We start from the raw sequence: 20,413 nt of genomic DNA, 5'->3' as shown, positions 1-20,413 counted from the left end.
CCTCAACTGGGCTCTTGCTGATATTCCGACGGTCATTAACTGCTTCAGCAATAAAGATTACTTACTTACTTTTAAAAGAAACTGATCGATACGTTCTTTTTGCCGTAAGTGGTGCCGGAAATGCATTTCGATTAGCTGAAAATATTCCTCTGCATTTAAATATCCCATTCTCCGGTGCTGAACTTTCTGGCTGGTCGGAATGTCAGAGAGCTTTCTCTCTATCTCTTGCATTTTCTCAATGATTTGAAGCAGTCCTTCCTTTACTTCTTCTTTTCCTGTAGGATTTGGCGGTGTGAAATCCGGTGTATCCGGACCTTTTAACCTGATTGGAGGAAACGTTCCTTCTTTGAAAATCGATTCGCCTATTTCTGTTTTTTTACCGCTATCGGAAGTAGTGCCATTAACACATTGCTTAATGGCTTTCAAATGAAGATGAAGGGTGGCCTTTATTAAATGATTGTACATTTGTCCTAATGACCATTCATCTTCAGAAGGCTTCCTTGTAAACTCATCTAGCGAATATTTACTTAACTCTTCAATATAGTATGTAGCCACCTGTTCAAATCGCTTCAATATCTCTTTTGAATCCAATAGATCTCCCACTTTCTTTATAATTTTCTTTCTCCTTAATGTTAAGTAATACGTCCCAATGCTAAACTAAATAACATCTTCTGACATTAACTTCGACTTACTTACAAATAATCCCTTCTATTTTATTCAAGAATATGGTCAATTGCTGAACAAAGGTCAAAGAGCACTCTAACACTGGATTCCAGTTCACGTTCCTGGTCCATGAAAATTGTCGCGTATAAGATGATATAGACAACAGCGATAAACAAAAAAAGCTGACCCAAAAGACACATTATGCACCTTTTGGGTCAGCTCCTATTCTCATTATTTCATCAGCTTTGCTACTGGCTTCGAAAGAAGCAATAATACAATACCTAAACCTATTGTTACAAAACCAATTACACTGAAGATTTCCAGGTAACCTAAAGACTGCGTATACGCAGCCAATTGGCCAGCCACCATATTAGCCACCGCCGAACTTGCCAGCCATACTCCCATTAGAAGAGAGGCAAGCTTGATTGGAGCAATTTTACTTACCATTGATAAACCAACTGGCGAAATCATTAATTCGGCTAATGTATGAAGGAAATACGTTACAATCATGAACAGGATGTTTACTTTAAGCGCTGTATCATTTCCTGTATACATAACTGCAGGAAGCAATACTAAGAAACCTAAACCAACTGTGACTAAACCAAGAGCCATCTTCGTTGGAGTTTTTAAGTCACCGCGTTTTGAGCTGCCAAGCTTGTACCATAAAGCAGACATAATTGGCGCTAAAATCACGATGAATAATGGGTTCAATGATTGGAACCAGGCAGTTGGAACCTCAAAACCAAATACATTCCGATCAATTTGGTCATTAGCATACAATGTCAATGAACTTCCTGCCTGCTCGAAAGCGGCCCAGAACGCAATAACGAATACTGCCAAAATCACGATAGCCGCTGTACGTTTTTGTTCTCTTTTCGTCAACGGTGCAGCTGATTTTTGACCAGCTGTAACTTCCGGTTTACCAGTAGGTTCTTTACCGATATCACCTAAATAGCGATTTCCTAATAAGTTGAAAACCAACTGCCCTACAATCATACCAAGTGCTGCTGTCAAGAACCCATATTTATAGCTCATAAGTCCAACTACCAATGGTGCGAAGAAAGCCCCAACGTTAATACCCATATAGAAGATGGTGAAAGCTCCATCACGACGCGGATCGTTGTCTTCATAAAGATCACCAACAATTGTCGAGATGTTTGGCTTGAAGAAACCATTGCCGATAATCAATAAACCCAGACCAATGTATAGCGCTGTCAAACTCTGACTCGCGAATAGCGAAAAGTTACCAAGCGCCATTAAAATGCCGCCAATCGTGATCGCCAATCTTCTGCCTATGAAACGGTCAGTTAAGTATCCGCCAATCATTGGCGTAATATAAACGGCACCAGTAAAGAATCCGTATATGCCCATAGCCGTAGATTTGTCGACTCCAAGCCCTCCGTTTACAACTGTTGCTGTTAAGTAAAGAACAAGAATTGCTCTCATTCCGTAATAACTGAAGCGCTCCCATGCCTCAGTCGCAAACAGCATATACAGTCCAGCGGGATGCTTTTTCCTGGACTCGTTTGGCTGCTGAACATCATTTTTTAAAATTGCTTGCATAATAAAGTCCCCCTAAATATGGTTAAATATTAAACCCTCCACCAATCGTTTACATTCACAAAATAATTGCCTTTTTTTATTAGGTCTAATTCGATGATGGCCACGCATGCCATCCAACCCACCAATGGTAAGCGTTTACATTTTTTTATTTTGACTCTGATGCAATAAGAATCAGATGGCAAACATCAATAATTTGCGGTGTTTACACTATATTTTCGTGATTATTTTGACAACATTCAAGGTTACACCTGAACCGAGTCAACGTTCTTAGTCCACTAACAATGTCACCCTTCTGTGTAATCAATCACTTTAAATGAATAATTCTTATTGCTTAAATAATGACGTTCAATGAAAGCATGTAAATTTTCAAGAATCTTTAGTGTTGTAAAATAATTTTATATTATCAGAAAATATAAAAATACAGAAAAAAAAGAAAAAAAGTCAGCTGCATTAGCGATCTGTGTAGCAACGGAGAAGCCCATTATAATAAAAAACTGCCTTGTATTAAGGCAGTTTTTAGTCAACAATCCATTGATATAAATTTTTCGGTCTTCCTATTTTTTGATAACTCACAATAATTTCTACTTTTCCTTCATCAAGTAAATGCATAATATAGCGATAGACGGTCGGATAAGCCAAACCAACTTCTTTAGAAATTGTATCAACAGAAAAAGGTTCACGATTAGAATGTAAAAAATCACTAACGTGACAAAGTGTTCTTTTACTAATTCCCTTTGTTACAAATACATCATTTTCTTCACTGGGTTTTTGCTGCGTAGCTGATTGAGTTAATTTTGCAAGGCGTTCATGCAGTTGAATTCTTGAAATCAGATCAGGCGCTTTTACAGGCTTTAATGCAAAATCTGTTGCGCCTGCTTCAAGAAAGCGATCAGCAATTTCCTGTCGTTCATCGACGGTTAATACAAGAATCGGAACATCAGCATTAAGGTTACGAAGCCCAACCACTGTTTTTATTCCGTCCATTTCCGGCATATGATAATCAACTAAAACAACATCCGCTCCTTTTTCTGCAAACACAATTAATCCTTCTTTTCCGTTGTTAGCCGTATCTACATTCCAGCCGGCAAATTCACAAATTTCACTTAGCATATATTGAATTGATGCGTCATCATCAATGACTAAAATGTTCATCTTGACACACTCCTCTCAGCTAGTTTTATCCAAATTATTGTACCGTGTCCAAGCTTGCTGTCAATTTCCAATGATGCACCATGTCCTTTAGCAACTTGTCGTACGAAAGCTAACCCCATCCCTGGATGCGATTTTGTACTAAACCCAGCTTTCCATATTTTCTCCTGCTCTTTAGGTGTAATCCCTTTCCCATTATCTGATACGCCCAGCCAAAGTTCATTTTCACAGGTCTTTATCTTAAGCAAAATCTTGCCATCTTCCATTCCATTCACTGCATCGTAAGCATTGTCAATTAAATTCACTAATGCCCTTGTCATTCGGATTTTATTAATAAAAATTTTAATTTCAGGATCTGTTTGAAAGTCTACTTTCAAATTAAGGTTTGTCCCGCTCAGTCTGCTTGCTTTCACGTATTCAACTAAATCTTTTATACGGCACCAATGTCTTTTATCATCATATAAAATCTCGGAAATCATGTCGCTGACGGACTGAATCGATGATGAAATCTTTTGACAATATTCTTTAATTTTAGAATCGTCCACTTTCAAACTAATTAAAGAATTAAGCCCTTCAATTGCTGTGAGAGGTGTCTTTAAATCGTGGACCAGATATAGTGCTTCCCGTCCTGATCTAGACTGCATTGCTTCTAATTGCGCATAATGAAGCTCTTGTTTTATCCTCCACTTTTGTTCAGCTAATGAAAAATACACAGCTAAAATAACAGCATTTATAACAAAAATTAAACACAAAGTTAAACTGTACAATGTTAAAGATTGCTCAAATCCAATTTGAACTGCTATATCTTTTATTTCCTTTGAAAGCGACCCTTGGCCAAATCCATATTGGGATAAAGAAGGAATCTCATTCAGCCATTCAATCCCGAAGATTAATTGAGAACAAATAATCGTTTTAATAATTGGCTTTAACCTATCCTTTTCAAAGGCTTGCAATAATAAGATTGCTAACAACAATAACAACGCATATGCGCTAAAAGAGTATGTTAAAGAATAATAAGCATTTATCACGATATAGTCGAGAGGAATCACAATAAGAGGAATGATGATCTTTAACCATGGACGGTTTAAACGATCACCGATTTCGTCTCCCAACAGCAGTGCACCAATATAATGAAACAAAGCTAAAACTGTATTTAAAGACACTAATAAAAAAACGGCAAGCATTAACTTATTTCCTGTTTCTTCATCTTCTCTTAATGAAATAAGCAAATCAGTAAGGCCAATTTCGTCAGGACCCAGCCACGATAATAAGAATACTCCGAATAACATTACTCCAATTTTCATCCATATTGTCCAAGACTTCAAAAGACTAGCTATCATAATCATTTCACCTTTAATAGATTATTTGCTTATAGAATAGAATGATAACCATTCTTTCATTTCGTATTATTTAAATGTATGTATCCCCTTCCACTATCCCATTATACGCAATTCGACGTAATTATTAAAATTACAAAAAATGGGTTATGATGTAAAAATTGAACGAGGCTTACCCATAGCTCAAACAACCATTTTGCGTTACGTCCATCAATATTGTTCCTGAGTTGGATAAGAGAGTCCGTTCTATGCTAGGATTAAAAACATTTCGAACAGCCCAACAGATCATCTATGGAGTGGAGATGATCTGTTTGGGCTGAAAGTGACAAACTTCAACAAGGCGTGAAGTCTGTCCAAAGAGAGATTGAATTCATAGATGAAAAGGATATTGATGGCTCTTTTTTAAACAAGCCATTAGTGAAAAACATTTTTTTCCATTTCTGCAGCCATTATCCCGCAGTTTTAATAAAGTAACAGCTCATTTGGTCATGATTTTCACCAATGTATTAACTTCATTAATATTAAACTCTTCGTTATGCTCGATAAAGAAGCTCTCTTTTGCAACTTGTATATAAGTAAAAAAGCGTTATCATAATTACTGCATAGAATATCAATTTCACCCAATAAGTGTGCCTGGCTAAGAATTTCGTCATTTTACTTTTTCTTATGTTTTACTACATCTTTTAGAAGCTTCTAACTTTGTCGATATCTACTCAGAATTTGTAGATATTTCTCGGGAAATTGTTGAAATTTGAAAATAGTGGTTCTGAATAGTTGGAGCAAAAGAATTTACACTTTTGATTTGATTGCCTTAGATTTAAAAAGTTATTAACACCCCAATATCGTAAAAGAGACTGAAAAGTAATGAAACCTTTTTCTTATTGAAGTAAGGTTTCGTAATGGGTGTTTTTGTTGTTCATTTTTAAGCTATGACATATTGTTTGTCAGTGAGATGTTCATTTCATGCGTAGCTGCGAGTTCATTGGTTAAAAAATTAAGCTCTCTATTAATTGAATGCGAACATGGGTTTAAATTTCATATGTATCGGATATCGCTATCTCTGTTTCTTTGGATTCATCTAATCTTTCTTTTTCTTGATATAAGCGTCTCTTGCTTTATCGTTTAGGGGGGGTGTCCGTATCGCGTAACGCTTTAAGCGTTTCGATATCGGATTGAACGAAGGGGAGTTGTTTTCCATATTTTAACAATAATTATCCATTTCGCTCTAAGTATTAAACTTACTTTCGAACATTGATTTTGCATCTCCACTTCTTTGCCACTTCCTTGAAGAGGATGCTCATTCATTCGGAGTATATCTTGTCGCATATCGGACCTCCATTTCTATTAAGGATAAAGATTCTGTTGTTTTATTTTCATGTTATATCGCCCAGCGATACGCAACACACAAAAGAACCGATAAGCCCCTTTCTTGAGGAACACTATTAGGGACATGGATCTTGCTGGAGCTTCGAAACCGTTGTTTTAAGCTGAGAAATATCCTTTGTCTGTGTACGTTCATTTCACGCGTAGCTGGAGTTCATTGGTTAAAACAATTAAAATCTCTTTTATTCGCTTGAAATTATGGGTTAAATTGTCATATTATCGAGTATCGCTATCTCTGTTTTATTTATTCATCTAATCTATCTTTTTGGAGTTAGCTGTATCCTCTAGGGACTTGTCCGTATCGCGTAACGCTATGTGCGATTCGATGTCAGATTGAATAAAGATAGGCAACCGCCATCTTAAAAACTCATATCCGTTTCGTTCTAAGTTTTGACCATACTTTTGAACGTGGGTGTTGCATCCCCACTTCCTTAGAAAAGAATACTCGTTCATTCGGATGTATATCCTGTTTGTATATCGAACGCCGCTTTTCTATTAAACCTAAATGTTTCGAATTTATTTGCAAGTTTTATCGCCCAGCGATATGAACCACAAAAAGAAGCTGATCAATCCCTGTCTGGATTCACCCTAGTAAGGATGAATCTTGTTTTAGATGCATATCGCTTAAACAAATCTCCAATGAATTTCAATTGAGCCTTCGTTTGCCTTCGGTAGAACGTCCGATACATCGGTATCGCCGACCTCTTACAAGTGCCAAATCCTGTAAAGTTGGAATATTTCTTCTTAATCCTGTTTTTAAGCTACGCGAATCGTATATCACACTATGAATTTTTTTAAGTTTTGAGGATTCGCATCTCAATGCTTTTATTCATCAAATGTTTCTTCATCAATAATTTGCTTCCACAAATCAATACACAGCTAGGCAAAAACTTAACAGTCACCCTATTTTTTGAATATGGAGAAAAGCCCCCGCCATTTTTCGGAACGTTTTTGTATAGTCACTTCTAAACGTTTATTAAATTCATTTTGTGAATTCCATTCTTTTTTCTGTTCGTCCCGCATATTTTGTATTTCTTTTTGTAAGAGTTCACTTTTTTGTTTTTCTTGTTCCAGCAATGTTTCGTAATGGGTATTTTGTTGTTCAGTTAATTGGTCAGTTAATTGGTCAATTTTAGCATTAGTTCTTTGCGCTGAATTTCCAATACTAGAACTTATAACATGATGATCCTGCTGGAGCCGGGAAACCTTTGTTTTAAGCTCTGACATATCGTTTGTCAGTTGGACATTCATTTCACGTGTGGCTGCGAGTTCATTGACTAAAAACATTAGGGCCTCGTTTAATTGATTGGGGTCGTGGGGTAAATTTTCATATGTATCGGGTATCGCTATCTGTGTTTCATTGGCTGCTTCTAATCTTTCTTTTTGTTGAGATACAAGGTCTTTAGCTGTATCGTCTAGGGGCTTGTCCGTATCGCGTAGCGCTACAAGCGCTATGATGTCAGATTGAACAAAGATACGTCGATCTCCATCTTTCAAAAACTCATATCCATTACGCTCTAAGATTTGACCATACTTTCGAACAGTTGGAGTTGCAATCCCCACTTCTTCTGCCACTTCCTTGGATGAGAAAGCTCGTTCATTCAGTTGTATATCACGTCTCATATCGGACCTCTTTTCTTTAACTAGTTGTATCTGTAGTCTACCTGACCTTAAATTTTCTGTCTAGATAAGTATAGCCTATCAAGAAGTTGTTAGGGATACCGATAAGATTTCCTTTCTTCTGTTTCCATCTAGGATTAGATCATCTATTCGCTTCCCTCCTTCTCTTGCATAGCCTCTATCTATCCTTATCCATTGTGGAGTGTTACATCTGGTTGGACCTGGCGCCTGATCCCGTAGTGAAATGTTTTTTCGGGCAAAAAAGAATGGATGTCCTTAGCATCCATAGCCTTTGATCCTGTTGAGCAAAGGCTAAATTGAGATCAGTTTCTTCTATTATTTTCGATACTTACTATAGTCCGTATTATATAAAATTTAGCCCCTCAATTGCTGTGAGAGGGGTTTTTAAATCATGGACCAGATATAGCGCTTCCCGTCCTGACCTTAACTGCATTGCTTCTAATTGCGCATAATGAAGCTCTTGTTTTATCCTCACTTTTGTTCAGCTAATGAAAAATACACAGCTAAAATAACAGCATTTATAACAAAAATTAAGCACAAAGTTAAACTGTACAATGTTAAAGATTGCTCAAATCCAATTTGAACTGCTATATCTTTTATTTCCTTTGAAAGCGATCCTTGGCCAAATCCATAATAACAACGCATATGCGCTAAATGAGTATGTTAAAGAATAAAAAGCATGCATTTATCACGATATAGTCGAGAGGAATAACAATAAGTGGATTGGCCTTACTGATTTGCTTATTTCATTAAGAAAAGATGAAGAATCGGGAAATAAGTTAATGCTTGCCGTTTTTTTGTTTGTCCAAGACTTCATAAGACTAGCTATCATAATCATTTAACCTTTAATATTTAATTGCTTATAGAATGGAATGACATTCAAATAGCCGCCAATTGGTGTTCGATAGATGACAGTTGCCTGTTTAAATTTAGCTTGTACCCCATATTACATTGGATAAAATAATTATTTTTCTAGTTTTAATAAGTAAACGTTATATTCTTTTCTATAAGTGTTTTTTCAAGTCTTTTCAACTTTTTAATCGATTCTTCTGATGACCTTTTACCAATTTCAATTACCAATGCATCTATCAATGCAATAATAGGTATTACTGAAAATTGTTCGTCACTAACCTCTACTTTCAACGTAACAGACGCATATGAAATAATTGGACATGAGATATGATCTGTTATCAATATAATTTTATTGCCTAGTTCATAGGTCAGCTTAACTGCTTCGATAACTCGATTAGTGTAGGGTTCGAATGCAAAAACCACTAGAGTTTCATCCTTTTCAAATTGCAAGATCCTATCATAAATCACTTCCGTATCATGTCCTAGTTGCCTAATCTTAGGATAGAATTCCCCAAGCAACAGTTCGAAATATAATGCAGTTGCTTTATACGGTCGAGTACCCAAAACATTGATATAACTTGATTTTTCAATGCAATCAACTGCATTTTCGAAATTTTCCATTAAAGTTGAATCTAATGATTTGTCTAATAAATTGACTGATTCTTTCCAAACTTGCACTAAAGTTGGACCCTTCCCCCCTTCCTTCTTTATTTCTGTAAAAGACTTCTTCAATGTCCATTTTGAGACGGAAGGCACCGATTCATCATAGATATCTTTTCGTAAATCATTAAAATGTTCATATCCTAAGGCTTCTATCGTACATCGCCAGCTAATGGCTCTCAAGAAGCACTTCTTGCCGAATTAGAATACTTACGTGCAGAGAATGCCTATCTAAAAAAGTTGAATGCCTTAGTTCAAGAAAAGGAAGCCTTACAAAGAAAGAAAAAGCGAAAGTAGTCCATGAACTAAGGAAACAATTTGATTTAAATCTGCTTCTATCCATTTCTAAAATGGCACGGAGTACGTACTATTATTGGGTAAACGCCTTCGGGCGTGAGGATAAATACACAGAAATTAAATCACTTATCAAAGAGATTTTCCATACGCATAAAGGGCGTTATGGGTATCGGCGTATCACCCTAGAATTACGTAACCGAGGTGCTCGCATCAATCATAAAACAGTTCTCCGATTGATGAATGAACTAGGATTGAAGTCATTGGTTCGCATGAAGAAATACCGTTCGTACAAAGGGAACATCGGCAAGATTGCGCCCAACATTCTAGCACGTGATTTCAAGGCGGCAAAGTCCAATGAAAAATGGGTGACAGACGTCACCGAATTCCATCTAGCTGGGGAGAAACTATACTTATCGGCCATTCTTGATTTGTTTAATGGTGAAATCATCGCCTATAATATCGAATCTCGGCCTGTTTATCCGCTCGTTTCCAAAATGCTGGATAAAGCCTTTGATCGCTTGGAATCGAAAGATTCACCCATTCTCCATTCAGATCAGGGCTGGCATTATCAGATGAAACAATACTCGCATGATTTGAAAAGACATAACATTACACAAAGCATGTCCCGCAAAGGAAATTGTCTCGATAATGCGGTCATTGAAAACTTCTTTGGCTTATTAAAATCCGAATTACTCTATCTTCAAGAATTTGAAAGCATGGAGCACTTCAAACAAGAACTAGAAGAATATATCCATTACTACAATCATCAACGAATCAAGGTAAAATTAAAAGGCATGAGCCCGGTAGATTACCGGGTTCATGCCCTCAAGGCTGCCTAATTAAATAAAGTGTCTAACTTTTTGGGTTCACTTCATAAAGACAGCTCTTTCTTTATGCAACTAATTCAGATCAATAACAATTGAGGTAATCTAAAAGTCTCATATTTTCCATCTGATACTCATCAGGGCTTCCCCATATGTTAGAATTATATGTGTAAAATTAGGAAGGTAGGGAATACATATGAAGAAAAGCATCATTGCTTCGCTTGCACTTGCACTTGTTCTTAGTCTATCAAGTTTAGGTGGTCCTCAAAAAGCAGAAGCAGCAGATTGGACCACACAAGGAAGTATCTGGACTACATATTATCATTCTGGTTCATTCTCCAATTATGTTTACCAACGTACTATGACAACTACTGTGTCAGACGAAATTTGGACTGCTGTAAATGCAAAGAGCTCTGCATCTGGAACATTCAAAGCAATTCTGCAAAAAAAGACTAATGGCGTTTGGAAGAATTATCGTACAAAATATCCTGCTAAAAATGGCTATACAAACATGGACTGGACAGGTGTTACTAAAGGCGCTACATACCGTATTAAATTCGAAAATACAAGTTCTTCAAAAATAACTTATACATTTAACGTAATGCAATAATATTAATTCAATAAAAGCCTACATCCTTACCCGGGATGTAGGCAAAAGAGGACACATTCAGATGTAATTATGTATTCAGCCCTGCTCAATTGAGTGGGGCTTTTTCCTCTTCACAATCCTTATTAAACTAACGGACCCCCATAGTTTAAGTAGAAACCTTCACAATTTCATATTTCATGTCAACAAAATCCAATCCCTTAAATGTATTGTTCTAGAATCTTACTCATTACAATGAGACGCCTTCTTATCAAGAAAAGCGCCCAATTGTTGAAGATCGATTTAATGACTTTATTGAAAAGCATCCTAAAACTTAAGCCGTTCTTTCATTTTCTCCTCATTCACTTTTTAGTTCTTTTATGTCACGAAACATTATGCCGCTTTTTGTTCTTGAGCCCGTTGCGTTTTAGGTTCAGTTTTCAGAGTAAAATAAAGTGTTTGGCCTGCTTGGTCTTGACTTCGCTACGAGACATAAGTATCCCTGATCCTGGGATTTTCTCTTTGTCTCTACCATAGCCCTGTCCTCCTTGGCTTGCTTGTAGTCTTGTTGTGCTGTCCGAGCGTGATAGGTTGCTACTCGCAATGATTTACTGCTTTCAGTACTATCGTAGGTTGGCCCTCATTCACCCTTTTATTACATACGAGTAAGGAATCGCTCCCTGGAATAAACTTTATAAAGAAATAGCTCCTGTGATTAAAGCAATAAGAATCATGACTACACATGTTCCTACTGCCCACTTTAAAATAAACTTTTGATGTTTACCAAAATCCACCTTTGCCATCCCTACCAATAAATGAGTCGAAGCAATTAAAGGACTCATCGCATGAATCGGTTGCCCCAGCACAGAAGCTCGTGCAATTTCAACTGGATCCACTCCGTATGCCGCGGCGGTTTTAGCTATAATAGGTAATACTCCAAAATAATAAGGATCATTTGCCATTACGTATGTGAGAGGAAGACTTGTAATTGCTGTAATGAGCGCAAAAGACGAACCCAGTTGCTCAGGTATTATGGAAATTAGACTGTTAGCCATTTCATCAACCATGTGTGTTCCCGACAGAATTCCTGTAAAAACACCCGAGGCAAAAATTAAAGCAACAACAATTACTACACTGTCAGCGTGAGAAGAAAGCACTTTCTTTTGTACTTCTAAATTAGGGTAATTAACTAATAAAGCCAGTGAGAATGCCATGATAAACAATACCGGTAGAGGTAGGACGCCTAAGACAAGAGCAACAATGAGTGAAAGCGTTAACAATAGATTGAACCATATAAATTTTGGCCGTTTTAAATCTATTTCTGCCGCCGAGGCTTGCTCTTGATTTGCTAGAAAATGCTGTGACAAATCAAGATCAAGAATCCCTAATCTTTTACGTTCTTTTTTGCCCAAAACATATGCCGTGAACAATACCCATAGAAAACCACCTAACATTACTGGTACAAGAGGAAGAAAAACTTCATTCGCATCAAGTTTCAGTGCACTAATTGCTCTTGCAGTAGGTCCTCCCCATGGAAGGATGTTCATCACCCCAAAGGCCATCATTGATACACATGTTAAGATGAGTGGATTAATACCTAAACGGATATAAAGAGGCAACATCGCTGACACCGTTATTATATAGGTTGTTGTACCATCTCCATCTAAAGCAACTAGACTTGAAAGAACAGCTGTGCCGATCACCACTTTCAAAGGATCGCCTTTGACAATAGTAAGAATTTTAGATATAAGTGGCTCAAACAATCCAGCTTCAATCATTATCCCGAAATACATGACTGCAAACATTAGCATAATTCCTGTAGGAGCTACACCCATTAATCCTTCTAATACCATGGGGCCTAAATCTTTTCCAAATCCTCCGACTATAGCAAAGAGTAGCGGAATAACAATCAGTGCTGTCAAAGCAGACATCCTTCTTGTGACTATAAAAAAGATAAAACATATCATCATTAAAAAGCCTAATAAAGCAATCACCAAATCCCCCCTGATCAATTGAAATCGCTTACAATCCACTTTACCTACGATTAATAAAAATACTTTTATGAGAAAAATCGGAAATCCAAGACTAAATGACTGCTTGAATCTCCATTAAAAAATGAATCCCCTAATTATTCATGGAAGACTTCTGGTTCTAAACTGCCTTCTTCTTTTTTAATCAATTGGCGTATAACAGTTTGCATAATCCCTCCATTATGGTAGTAAAGAATATCTATCGAACTATCAAGACGAACAATAACTTCAAATTCAAAGGAACTGCCATCTTCACGAATCGCTTTTATTTTTATCAATTGACCCGGTTTAATTTCATTACTCATACCAACAGTCTCAAACGTTTCATTTCCAATAATATTAAGAGATGAGGCATTTTGGCCTTCTAAAAATTGAAGAGGAAGAACACCCATTCCAACTAAGTTATTTCGATGAATACGCTCAAAACTTTCTGCAATAACTGCTTTTACCCCAAGAAGGTATGGTCCTTTTGCAGCCCAGTCTCGAGAACTTCCAGTACCGTATTCTTTACCAGCAATTATAAATAATGGCGTACCATTTTCCTGATACTTTAAGGAAGCTTCATAGATGGATGTAATTTCATTCGTTTGAAAGCATCTAGTAACGCCTCCCTCAGATCCAGGGACTAATTGATTTCGGATTCTTATATTAGCTAATGCCGCACGAATCATGACCTCATGATTCCCACGTCGCGATGGATAAGAGTTGAAATCTTTAATTTTCACTCCTTGCTGTTGTAAATAGATTCCTGAAGCACTATCCGGCTTAATTGCTCCAGAAGGAGATAAATGATCAGTAGTTACTGAATCACCAAGCTTTGCAATTAGACGGGCACCTTTAATTTCCTTTATATCTGCAGGCTGCACTGGAAGATCTTTAAAGAACGGCGGCTCTTGAATGTATGTTGAAGATTGATCCCAATCATATAAATTCCCTTCAGGAATATGAATCGAGTTCCAATTTACATTTCCATCGTATACCCGTTTATATCTTTCTCTGAATAATTCAGGTCGAACGGAATTATTTAACAATTCCCCAATTTCTATTGAAGAAGGCCAAATGTCTCGCAAATAAACAGGCTGGTTTGCTTGATTATAACCAATGGGTTGACTTGAAAAATCAATATCAACCGTTCCTGCAAGTGCATATGCAATAACTAATGGCGGTGATGCCAAATAATTTGCTTTAATCTGAGGATGAACGCGGCCTTCAAAGTTTCTATTACCCGATAGTACACCGGCTACAACTAAATCGTGATCCACAATTGCTTTGCTGACTTCAGGAATAAGCGGTCCTGAATTACCTATACAAGTTGCACAACCGTACCCCGCTATATGGAAGCCAAGTGTTTCAAGATGTCTTAAAAGCCCTGATTCCGCTAAGTAGTCTGTTACAACACGTGATCCTGGTGTCAACGAGGTTTTCACATAAGCAGGTATTTGCAGCCCCTTTTCAACAGCTTTTTTGGCCACAAGACCTGCCATGATCAAAACAGACGGATTTGATGTATTTGTACAGCTTGTTATAGCTGCCAGCACAACTGATCCATTTTTAATTACAGATTCTCCATTAACAACATGCTCAATTTGGACCTCTTTTGTTAAATCAAGTTCATTCAATCCATAACCACCTTTTTCAATCGGTGAACGGGCGACTTCATTAAAATTTTGTTTCATCTCAGTCAATTCCACTTTATCCTGAGGGCGTTTAGGTCCTGCAAGGCATGGTTTTATCGTAGATAAATCGAGTTCAACTAAGTCAGAATAAACGGGTTCAGAGTTCTCTCTTTCCATAAACATACCTTGGGCTTTATAATAAGTCTCAACTAACGTTATTTGCTCTTCACTGCGGCCAATTATCCTCAAGTAGTTCAAAGTTTCCTGATCTACAGGAAAGAAGCCCATTGTCGCACCATACTCTGGTGCCATGTTGGCAACAGTTGCACGGTCAGCTATACTCATTTCCCCCACTCCAGGTCCAAAAAATTCTACGAACTTACCTACAACCCCTTTTCTTCTAAGGAGACTTGTAACTGTTAGTGCAACATCCGTTGCAGTTGCACCTTCCTGGAGTGATCCTGTTAATTTGAATCCAACTACTTCAGGAATAACAAAATAGACTGGCTGACCTAACATCGCCGCTTCTGCTTCAATTCCGCCAACTCCCCAAGCCACTACACCTAGTCCATTTACCATTGTTGTATGTGAATCGGTTCCTACAAGTGAATCGGGATACACTAATGTTGTACCACAATCCTCCATTGTGGCTGCGACTGATGATAGATACTCCATATTAATTTGATGCATGATTCCCGTTGCTGGAGGAACTACAGAAAAATTATTAAAGGAGCCCTGAGCCCAGCGGAGAAAACGAAAACGTTCCATGTTTCTTTCAAAATTAACCTTTTCATTTAGCTGCATCGCATCCTGTCTGCCGAAATAGTCAACAGTTACGGAGTGGTCAACTACAAGATCTACCGGTATTAATGGATTAATATCCGTTACGTTCCCGCCGATGTGATTCATTGTTTCACGCATCGCGGCTAAGTCAACCATTGCTGGTAATCCAGTTGTATCATGAAGAAGAACACGTGCAGGTTTAAAAGGAACCTCCTGATTTGATTCTCGTTTGACTGACCAATTTGCTAATGTACTCACATGCCCTTCAGTTACACTTACACCGTCATAATTTCTGATTGCGGCCTCTAATAATACTTTTATTGAGTAAGGTAATTGGGAAATATCACCTAATCCATTTTCCTCTAATGTTTTAATTCGATAATAACTATATATCTTTCCAGAAATGACAATCTCTGACCGAACATTAAACCGTTCTTCAATTCCACTAAACAAGTTTCGTTCAACCCCTTTGGTAATTACTAATTAACTTCATTTTATTTTAAATTTCCTTACGCGAATAATATCAATATTTCATAGGCTGCCATGAAACTTTTATATATTAAATCATCGGTCATTTTTCAAATTTTACTGTTTATGTTATTGTTCAAGTGTAATTGCATGAATAGTTACACAATTTTAAAAAAAAGATAAAATTAAGGGAGTTAAAGCAAATGGATGATCGTGACTGGCTTATATTACATACATTATTTAATGAAAAAAGTATTACAAAGGCCGGACAAAGCCTATTTATTGCCCAACCAACGCTAACAAAACGCCTTAAGCAAATTGAAACGGAATTTGGGGTTAAAATTGTTGATAGGGGAATAAAAGGAGTGCGGTTCACTCCAGAAGGGGAATATTTAGCTAAGCGTGCCGAAGAAATGCTCAATTCTTTCCGCGAAATTAAAGAAGATTTAGAAAATTTTAACCATAGTGTATCTGGAACGTTAAGATTGGGTGTTTCCAATTTTATCAGTAAATATAAGTTACCACTCTTATTAAAGTTGTTTAAAGAACGATATCCGGATGTTGAGTTTCAAGTAGACACAGGCTATAGCAAAGATATTTTCAATTTGGTTTATAATCAAGTTTCTCATGTCGGATTTATCCGCGGAGATTATAGTTGGCCGGATGAAAAGCATTTACTATTTGAAGAAGAGCTTTGTATTGTGTCTAGAAATGAAATAAACCTATCTGATCTTCCCAATCTCCCTAGAATCGACTACCGAACAGATCAACTCTATAAGCAAATCATTGAAAATTGGTGGGCAGAACATTATTCCCAGCCTCCATACATCGCGATGTCAGTTGACCAAGGTGATACTTGTAAGGAAATGGTTTTGAACGGGTTGGGCTATGCTATTATGCCTTCTCTTTTTTTGGATGGCATTAAAGATATTCATAAAATTGACTTAAAAGATAAGAAAGGGAATAGCTTAACCCAAAAAACATGGATGTTATATTATAAAGAATCAGTAGATATGAATGTTGTCCGGGCATTTGTGGATTTTGTAAAAACCTTAAATGTATATTCACTTTAAATTTCATAAAAAAACATTTGAAAGAATAGAGTGTTACCTTCTATTCCTTCAAATGTTCATTTTTTTAAAAAAACTATTTATTTGAAATAAATTCATCTAGATATTTTCTTATTTCTTCTCGATTACCTGAAACTTTCTCTGCTCGCTCATTATCTTTTTCTAGTTTTTCTAATGATTGATCTAAAACTTTTTCTTCTAACTGTTTAGGAATTACGACTACTCCATCAATATCACCAACAACAATGTCTCCTGGATGTATCGTTGTCCCACCGCAGGAAATGGGGACATTAATTTCACCCATGCCCGCCTTTCCACTTGCAGCAATAGTTGTTCCCTTGCAAAACACTGGATAATTCAATGCCTTAATACCTTCAAGGTCGCGAACTACTCCATCTACAATAATCCCATTAATTCCCAATGTTTGAGCCATACCAACAATAAAATCACCTGCTATCGCTCGATACGTATCTCCTTTTGCATCAATAACCAAAACATCACCTTGTTTAGCCTCACGAATTGCTTTTAAGACAACAAGATTATCACCTACAGGCATTTTTACTGTAAAAGCTCTCCCTGCAACCCGATAATCATCTTTAACTGGCTTAATGGTAGGAGATAAGTTATTAAGTCCTTTCATGGTATCTGATATACATGTTGTAGGAATTTCAGAAAACCTTTCAATAATACACAATACAAACACACCTCTCTATCAAATTAATTGGAAGATTTTTATATAAATGACTTAATTTCATTATAATAAAAGGAGATATAAATAGATAATTCAAATTTTTCATATCTATCTATTTTAAATTCGAATGGACATATTTAACCCTGCCTATTTCAATTTAGTTACCTTTATAAAATCTCACCCTTATTTACAAGTTTATTGACAAAGGCTGTTTTCGCATACTTTGTTGCTATTTACCAAGTAAAGCGGTGTGGTTGATTTCCACTCCAGATGCTCGCTTTCCGCGGGGCGGGCGGTGAGCCTCCTCGGCGTAAACGCCTGTGGGGTCTCACCTGTCCCGCTGCTCCCGCAGGAGTCTCGCACTTGCGCTCCAATCAACCTTAAATCGTTTCGTTTTAAAAACAACAATCTTTACGAAAAGCGCCTTGACAAAAGATTGATTGAATTATCCTAATAGTGAAGACTCATGAAATTTTTTCTCAAAAGAAACAGCTTGCCTTTTAGGCATACTTACACTTCTGATTGAATCTGTAGTAGGAATTAAAAAAATCAACAACTATTAGGACATACAGAATTCAAATACAAAGAAAAGGCCTCCCACAGTAAACTGATGGAAGACCTTCAACTATAAAAGATATTTACATGTTAGGTGAGCAAATAGGTGAGCATTTTTTTCTAAATACTCTTTAAACCCCTATATTTCGAGGGATTTAAAACCCTATTACATCATGCCGCCCATTCCGCCCATTCCGCCCATGTCAGGCATGCCCATGCCGCCAGCGCCAGCAGGTTCTGGTTTGTCAGCAACGACAGCTTCTGTCGTTAAGAACATAGCTGCTACAGAACCAGCGTTTTGTAGAGCTGAACGAGTTACTTTAGTAGGATCGACGATACCGGATTCGATCATGTTCACCCATTGTCCAGTAGCTGCATTGTAGCCAGTGCCTACTGCTTCGCCTTTAAGGCGCTCTACGATTACAGAGCCTTCAAGACCGGCATTGTGAGCGATTTGACGAACAGGCTCTTCGATTGCACGAAGAACGATTTTCACGCCTGTTGCTACGTCGCCTTCCGCTTGAATTTCAGCGATTTTATTGTATACGTTAAGAAGTGCTGTACCACCACCGGCTACGATACCTTCTTCAACAGCGGCACGAGTGGAGTTCAATGCATCTTCAATACGTAGTTTACGTTCTTTTAATTCTGTTTCGGTAGCTGCACCAACTTTGATTACCGCTACGCCACCAGCTAATTTAGCAAGGCGTTCTTGTAATTTTTCACGGTCGAATTCAGAAGTTGTTTCTTCTAATTGAACACGGATTTGGTTTACACGAGCTTGAATTTGAGCTGTGTCTCCAGAACCTTCAACGATTGTTGTATTTTCTTTTGTAACAACCACTTTAGACGCACGGCCTAATGAATCGATTGTTGCAGATTTAAGATCAAGTCCGATTTCTTCAGTGATCACTTCGCCGCCTGTAAGAGCTGCGATGTCTTCAAGCATTGCTTTACGACGGTCACCGAATCCAGGAGCCTTAACCGCAACAGCGTTGAATGTTCCACGAAGTTTGTTCACAACAAGAGTTGCAAGCGCTTCGCCTTCTACATCTTCAGCAATCAATAATAGCGGTTTCCCTTGTTGAACAACTTGTTCAAGGACAGGAAGGATTTCTTGGATATTCGTGATTTTTTTATCTGTGATCAAGATATATGGATTCTCAAGGACAGCTTCCATTTTATCTGAATCAGTAACCATGTATGGAGATGCATATCCGCGATCGAACTGCATACCTTCTACTACGTCCAATTCAGTTGTGAAACCTTTAGACTCTTCGATAGTGATGACGCCGTCGTTACCAACGCGCTCCATTGCTTCAGCAATCAGTTGGCCCACTTCTTCATCAGCTGAAGAGATGGCAGCAACTTGTGCGATTGATTCTTTGTTTTCAACAGGTTTGGAAATGGCTTTCAATTCTGCAATTGCTGAATTGACCGCTTTCTCGATTCCTTTACGGATACCCATTGGGTTAGCGCCAGCTGTTACGTTTTTAAGACCTTCACGGATCATCGCTTGTGCAAGAACCGTTGCAGTAGTTGTACCGTCACCAGCTACGTCGTTTGTTTTGCTTGCTACTTCAGCAACCAATTTCGCACCCATGTTTTCGAATGCATCTTCCAATTCGATTTCTTTAGCAATTGTCACACCGTCATTTGTGATAAGCGGTGAACCGAATTTTTTCTCAAGAACCACGTTACGACCTTTTGGTCCAAGCGTTACTTTAACTGCATCTGCAAGTGCGTCCACACCACGAAGCATGGAACGGCGAGCTTCTTCACTAAATTTAATTTCTTTAGCCATTTATAAGTACCTCCCTAAAATTTTAAGAAAATTTTCGTTCAGTTAAGTATGATGTATAATTAGCCGATAACAGCTAGAATGTCGCTTTCACGTAAAATTAAGTATTCAGTGTCTTCGTATTTAACTTCAGTACCTGCATATTTTGAGAAGATAATTAGATCGCCTTGGGCAACCTCTAAAGCAACACGTTCGCCATTTTCAAGGACACGGCCAGTACCAACTGCGACTACCTTACCTTCTTGTGGCTTTTCTTTAGCAGTATCAGGAAGAACAATACCGCTTGCAGTTTTTTCTTCAGTTTGAACTAGTTCAATAATAACGCGATCACCTAATGGTTTTAACAAGTGAAACAACCTCCTCATATTCTCTCGATAATTTGTTTCATGATTATTAGCACTCTTCATCATCGAGTGCTAACACATTTATAATATTAAATAAACC

General features: G+C 37.5%; 13 protein-coding genes and 2 pseudogenes. 4 read left to right on the top strand and 11 right to left on the bottom strand.

Annotated features, from left to right (window positions below):
* Positions 1 to 57 precede the first annotated feature (57 nt).
* The 4 genes from QNH43_RS01710 to QNH43_RS01695 all read right to left on the bottom strand — a co-directional run bounded on the left by QNH43_RS01710 (position 58) and on the right by QNH43_RS01695 (position 4,715).
* A complete protein-coding gene (locus tag QNH43_RS01710) occupies positions 58 to 591 on the bottom strand; it encodes a DinB family protein (protein WP_283916582.1) in 534 nt (177 codons plus the stop codon).
* Positions 592 to 894: 303 nt separating this feature from the next.
* Positions 895 to 2,226 carry a peptide MFS transporter gene (locus QNH43_RS01705; protein WP_076372437.1) on the bottom strand — a complete coding sequence of 444 codons (1,332 nt, stop codon included), beginning with the start codon at positions 2,224 to 2,226 and terminating at the stop codon, positions 895 to 897.
* Between the two features lie 516 nt (positions 2,227 to 2,742).
* A complete protein-coding gene (locus QNH43_RS01700) occupies positions 2,743 to 3,378 on the bottom strand; it encodes a response regulator (protein ID WP_283916581.1) in 636 nt (211 codons plus the stop codon).
* Complete coding sequence (locus QNH43_RS01695; RefSeq protein WP_283916580.1) at positions 3,375 to 4,715, bottom strand: sensor histidine kinase; 1,341 nt, start codon at positions 4,713 to 4,715, stop codon at positions 3,375 to 3,377. Before QNH43_RS01695 ends, QNH43_RS01700 begins: the two co-directional genes overlap by 4 nt.
* A gap of 160 nt (positions 4,716 to 4,875) precedes the next feature.
* On the opposite strand from QNH43_RS01695, the pseudogene QNH43_RS27685 reads away from it, so the two are divergent.
* Positions 4,876 to 4,966, top strand: a pseudogene (locus QNH43_RS27685) (IS6 family transposase); the annotation flags it as partial.
* A gap of 2,032 nt (positions 4,967 to 6,998) precedes the next feature.
* Here QNH43_RS27685 and QNH43_RS01690 read toward each other — a convergent pair.
* Together QNH43_RS01690 and QNH43_RS01685 are read right to left on the bottom strand one after the other, a co-directional pair.
* Positions 6,999 to 7,718 (bottom strand): SH3 domain-containing protein, encoded by a 720-nt coding sequence (locus tag QNH43_RS01690; protein ID WP_283916579.1) that lies wholly within the window; start codon positions 7,716 to 7,718, stop codon positions 6,999 to 7,001.
* A 996-nt stretch (positions 7,719 to 8,714) separates the two neighbouring features.
* The gene (locus tag QNH43_RS01685) at positions 8,715 to 9,431 is read right to left on the bottom strand and encodes a MurR/RpiR family transcriptional regulator (protein ID WP_283916578.1); all 717 of its coding nucleotides are present in this window, start codon (positions 9,429 to 9,431) and stop codon (positions 8,715 to 8,717) included.
* On the opposite strand from QNH43_RS01685, the pseudogene QNH43_RS01680 reads away from it, so the two are divergent.
* Together QNH43_RS01680 and QNH43_RS01675 are read left to right on the top strand one after the other, a co-directional pair.
* Positions 9,423 to 10,384: pseudogene (locus tag QNH43_RS01680) on the top strand (IS3 family transposase); the annotation flags it as partial. The gene QNH43_RS01685 and the pseudogene QNH43_RS01680 overlap by 9 nt on opposite strands.
* 181 nt (positions 10,385 to 10,565) lie before the next feature.
* Positions 10,566 to 10,979 carry a hypothetical protein gene (locus QNH43_RS01675; protein WP_283916577.1) on the top strand — a complete coding sequence of 138 codons (414 nt, stop codon included), beginning with the start codon at positions 10,566 to 10,568 and terminating at the stop codon, positions 10,977 to 10,979.
* A 668-nt stretch (positions 10,980 to 11,647) separates the two neighbouring features.
* Here the strand turns inward: QNH43_RS01675 and QNH43_RS01670 are convergent.
* Together QNH43_RS01670 and acnA are read right to left on the bottom strand one after the other, a co-directional pair.
* Entirely contained in the window at positions 11,648 to 12,949 is a 1,302-nt protein-coding gene (locus QNH43_RS01670) for a CitMHS family transporter (protein ID WP_283916576.1), read from the bottom strand.
* Positions 12,950 to 13,083: 134 nt separating this feature from the next.
* Positions 13,084 to 15,837, bottom strand: coding sequence for an aconitate hydratase AcnA (gene acnA / locus QNH43_RS01665; RefSeq protein WP_283916575.1), 2,754 nt, complete (start codon positions 15,835 to 15,837; stop codon positions 13,084 to 13,086).
* A gap of 218 nt (positions 15,838 to 16,055) precedes the next feature.
* Between acnA and QNH43_RS01660 the strand changes: the two genes are divergently transcribed.
* A complete protein-coding gene (locus tag QNH43_RS01660) occupies positions 16,056 to 16,925 on the top strand; it encodes a LysR family transcriptional regulator (RefSeq protein ID WP_283916574.1) in 870 nt (289 codons plus the stop codon).
* A gap of 73 nt (positions 16,926 to 16,998) precedes the next feature.
* Here the strand turns inward: QNH43_RS01660 and QNH43_RS01655 are convergent, their stop codons facing one another.
* The 3 genes from QNH43_RS01655 to groES all read right to left on the bottom strand — a co-directional run bounded on the left by QNH43_RS01655 (position 16,999) and on the right by groES (position 20,316).
* Positions 16,999 to 17,562 (bottom strand): RraA family protein, encoded by a 564-nt coding sequence (locus QNH43_RS01655; protein ID WP_434060180.1) that lies wholly within the window; start codon positions 17,560 to 17,562, stop codon positions 16,999 to 17,001.
* Positions 17,563 to 18,334: 772 nt separating this feature from the next.
* Entirely contained in the window at positions 18,335 to 19,972 is a 1,638-nt protein-coding gene (gene groL, locus QNH43_RS01650; RefSeq protein WP_283916572.1) for a chaperonin GroEL, read from the bottom strand.
* A gap of 59 nt (positions 19,973 to 20,031) precedes the next feature.
* Positions 20,032 to 20,316 (bottom strand): co-chaperone GroES, encoded by a 285-nt coding sequence (gene groES / locus QNH43_RS01645; RefSeq protein ID WP_034306337.1) that lies wholly within the window; start codon positions 20,314 to 20,316, stop codon positions 20,032 to 20,034.
* Between the last annotated feature and the right edge of the window lie 97 nt (positions 20,317 to 20,413).

The sequence above is a fragment of the Peribacillus simplex genome (assembly GCF_030123325.1).
Taxonomy (GTDB): domain Bacteria; phylum Bacillota; class Bacilli; order Bacillales; family DSM-1321; genus Peribacillus; species Peribacillus simplex_D.
Note: the sequence above shows the minus strand (reverse complement) of the source record. Positions and strands in the feature narration are given on the sequence as shown.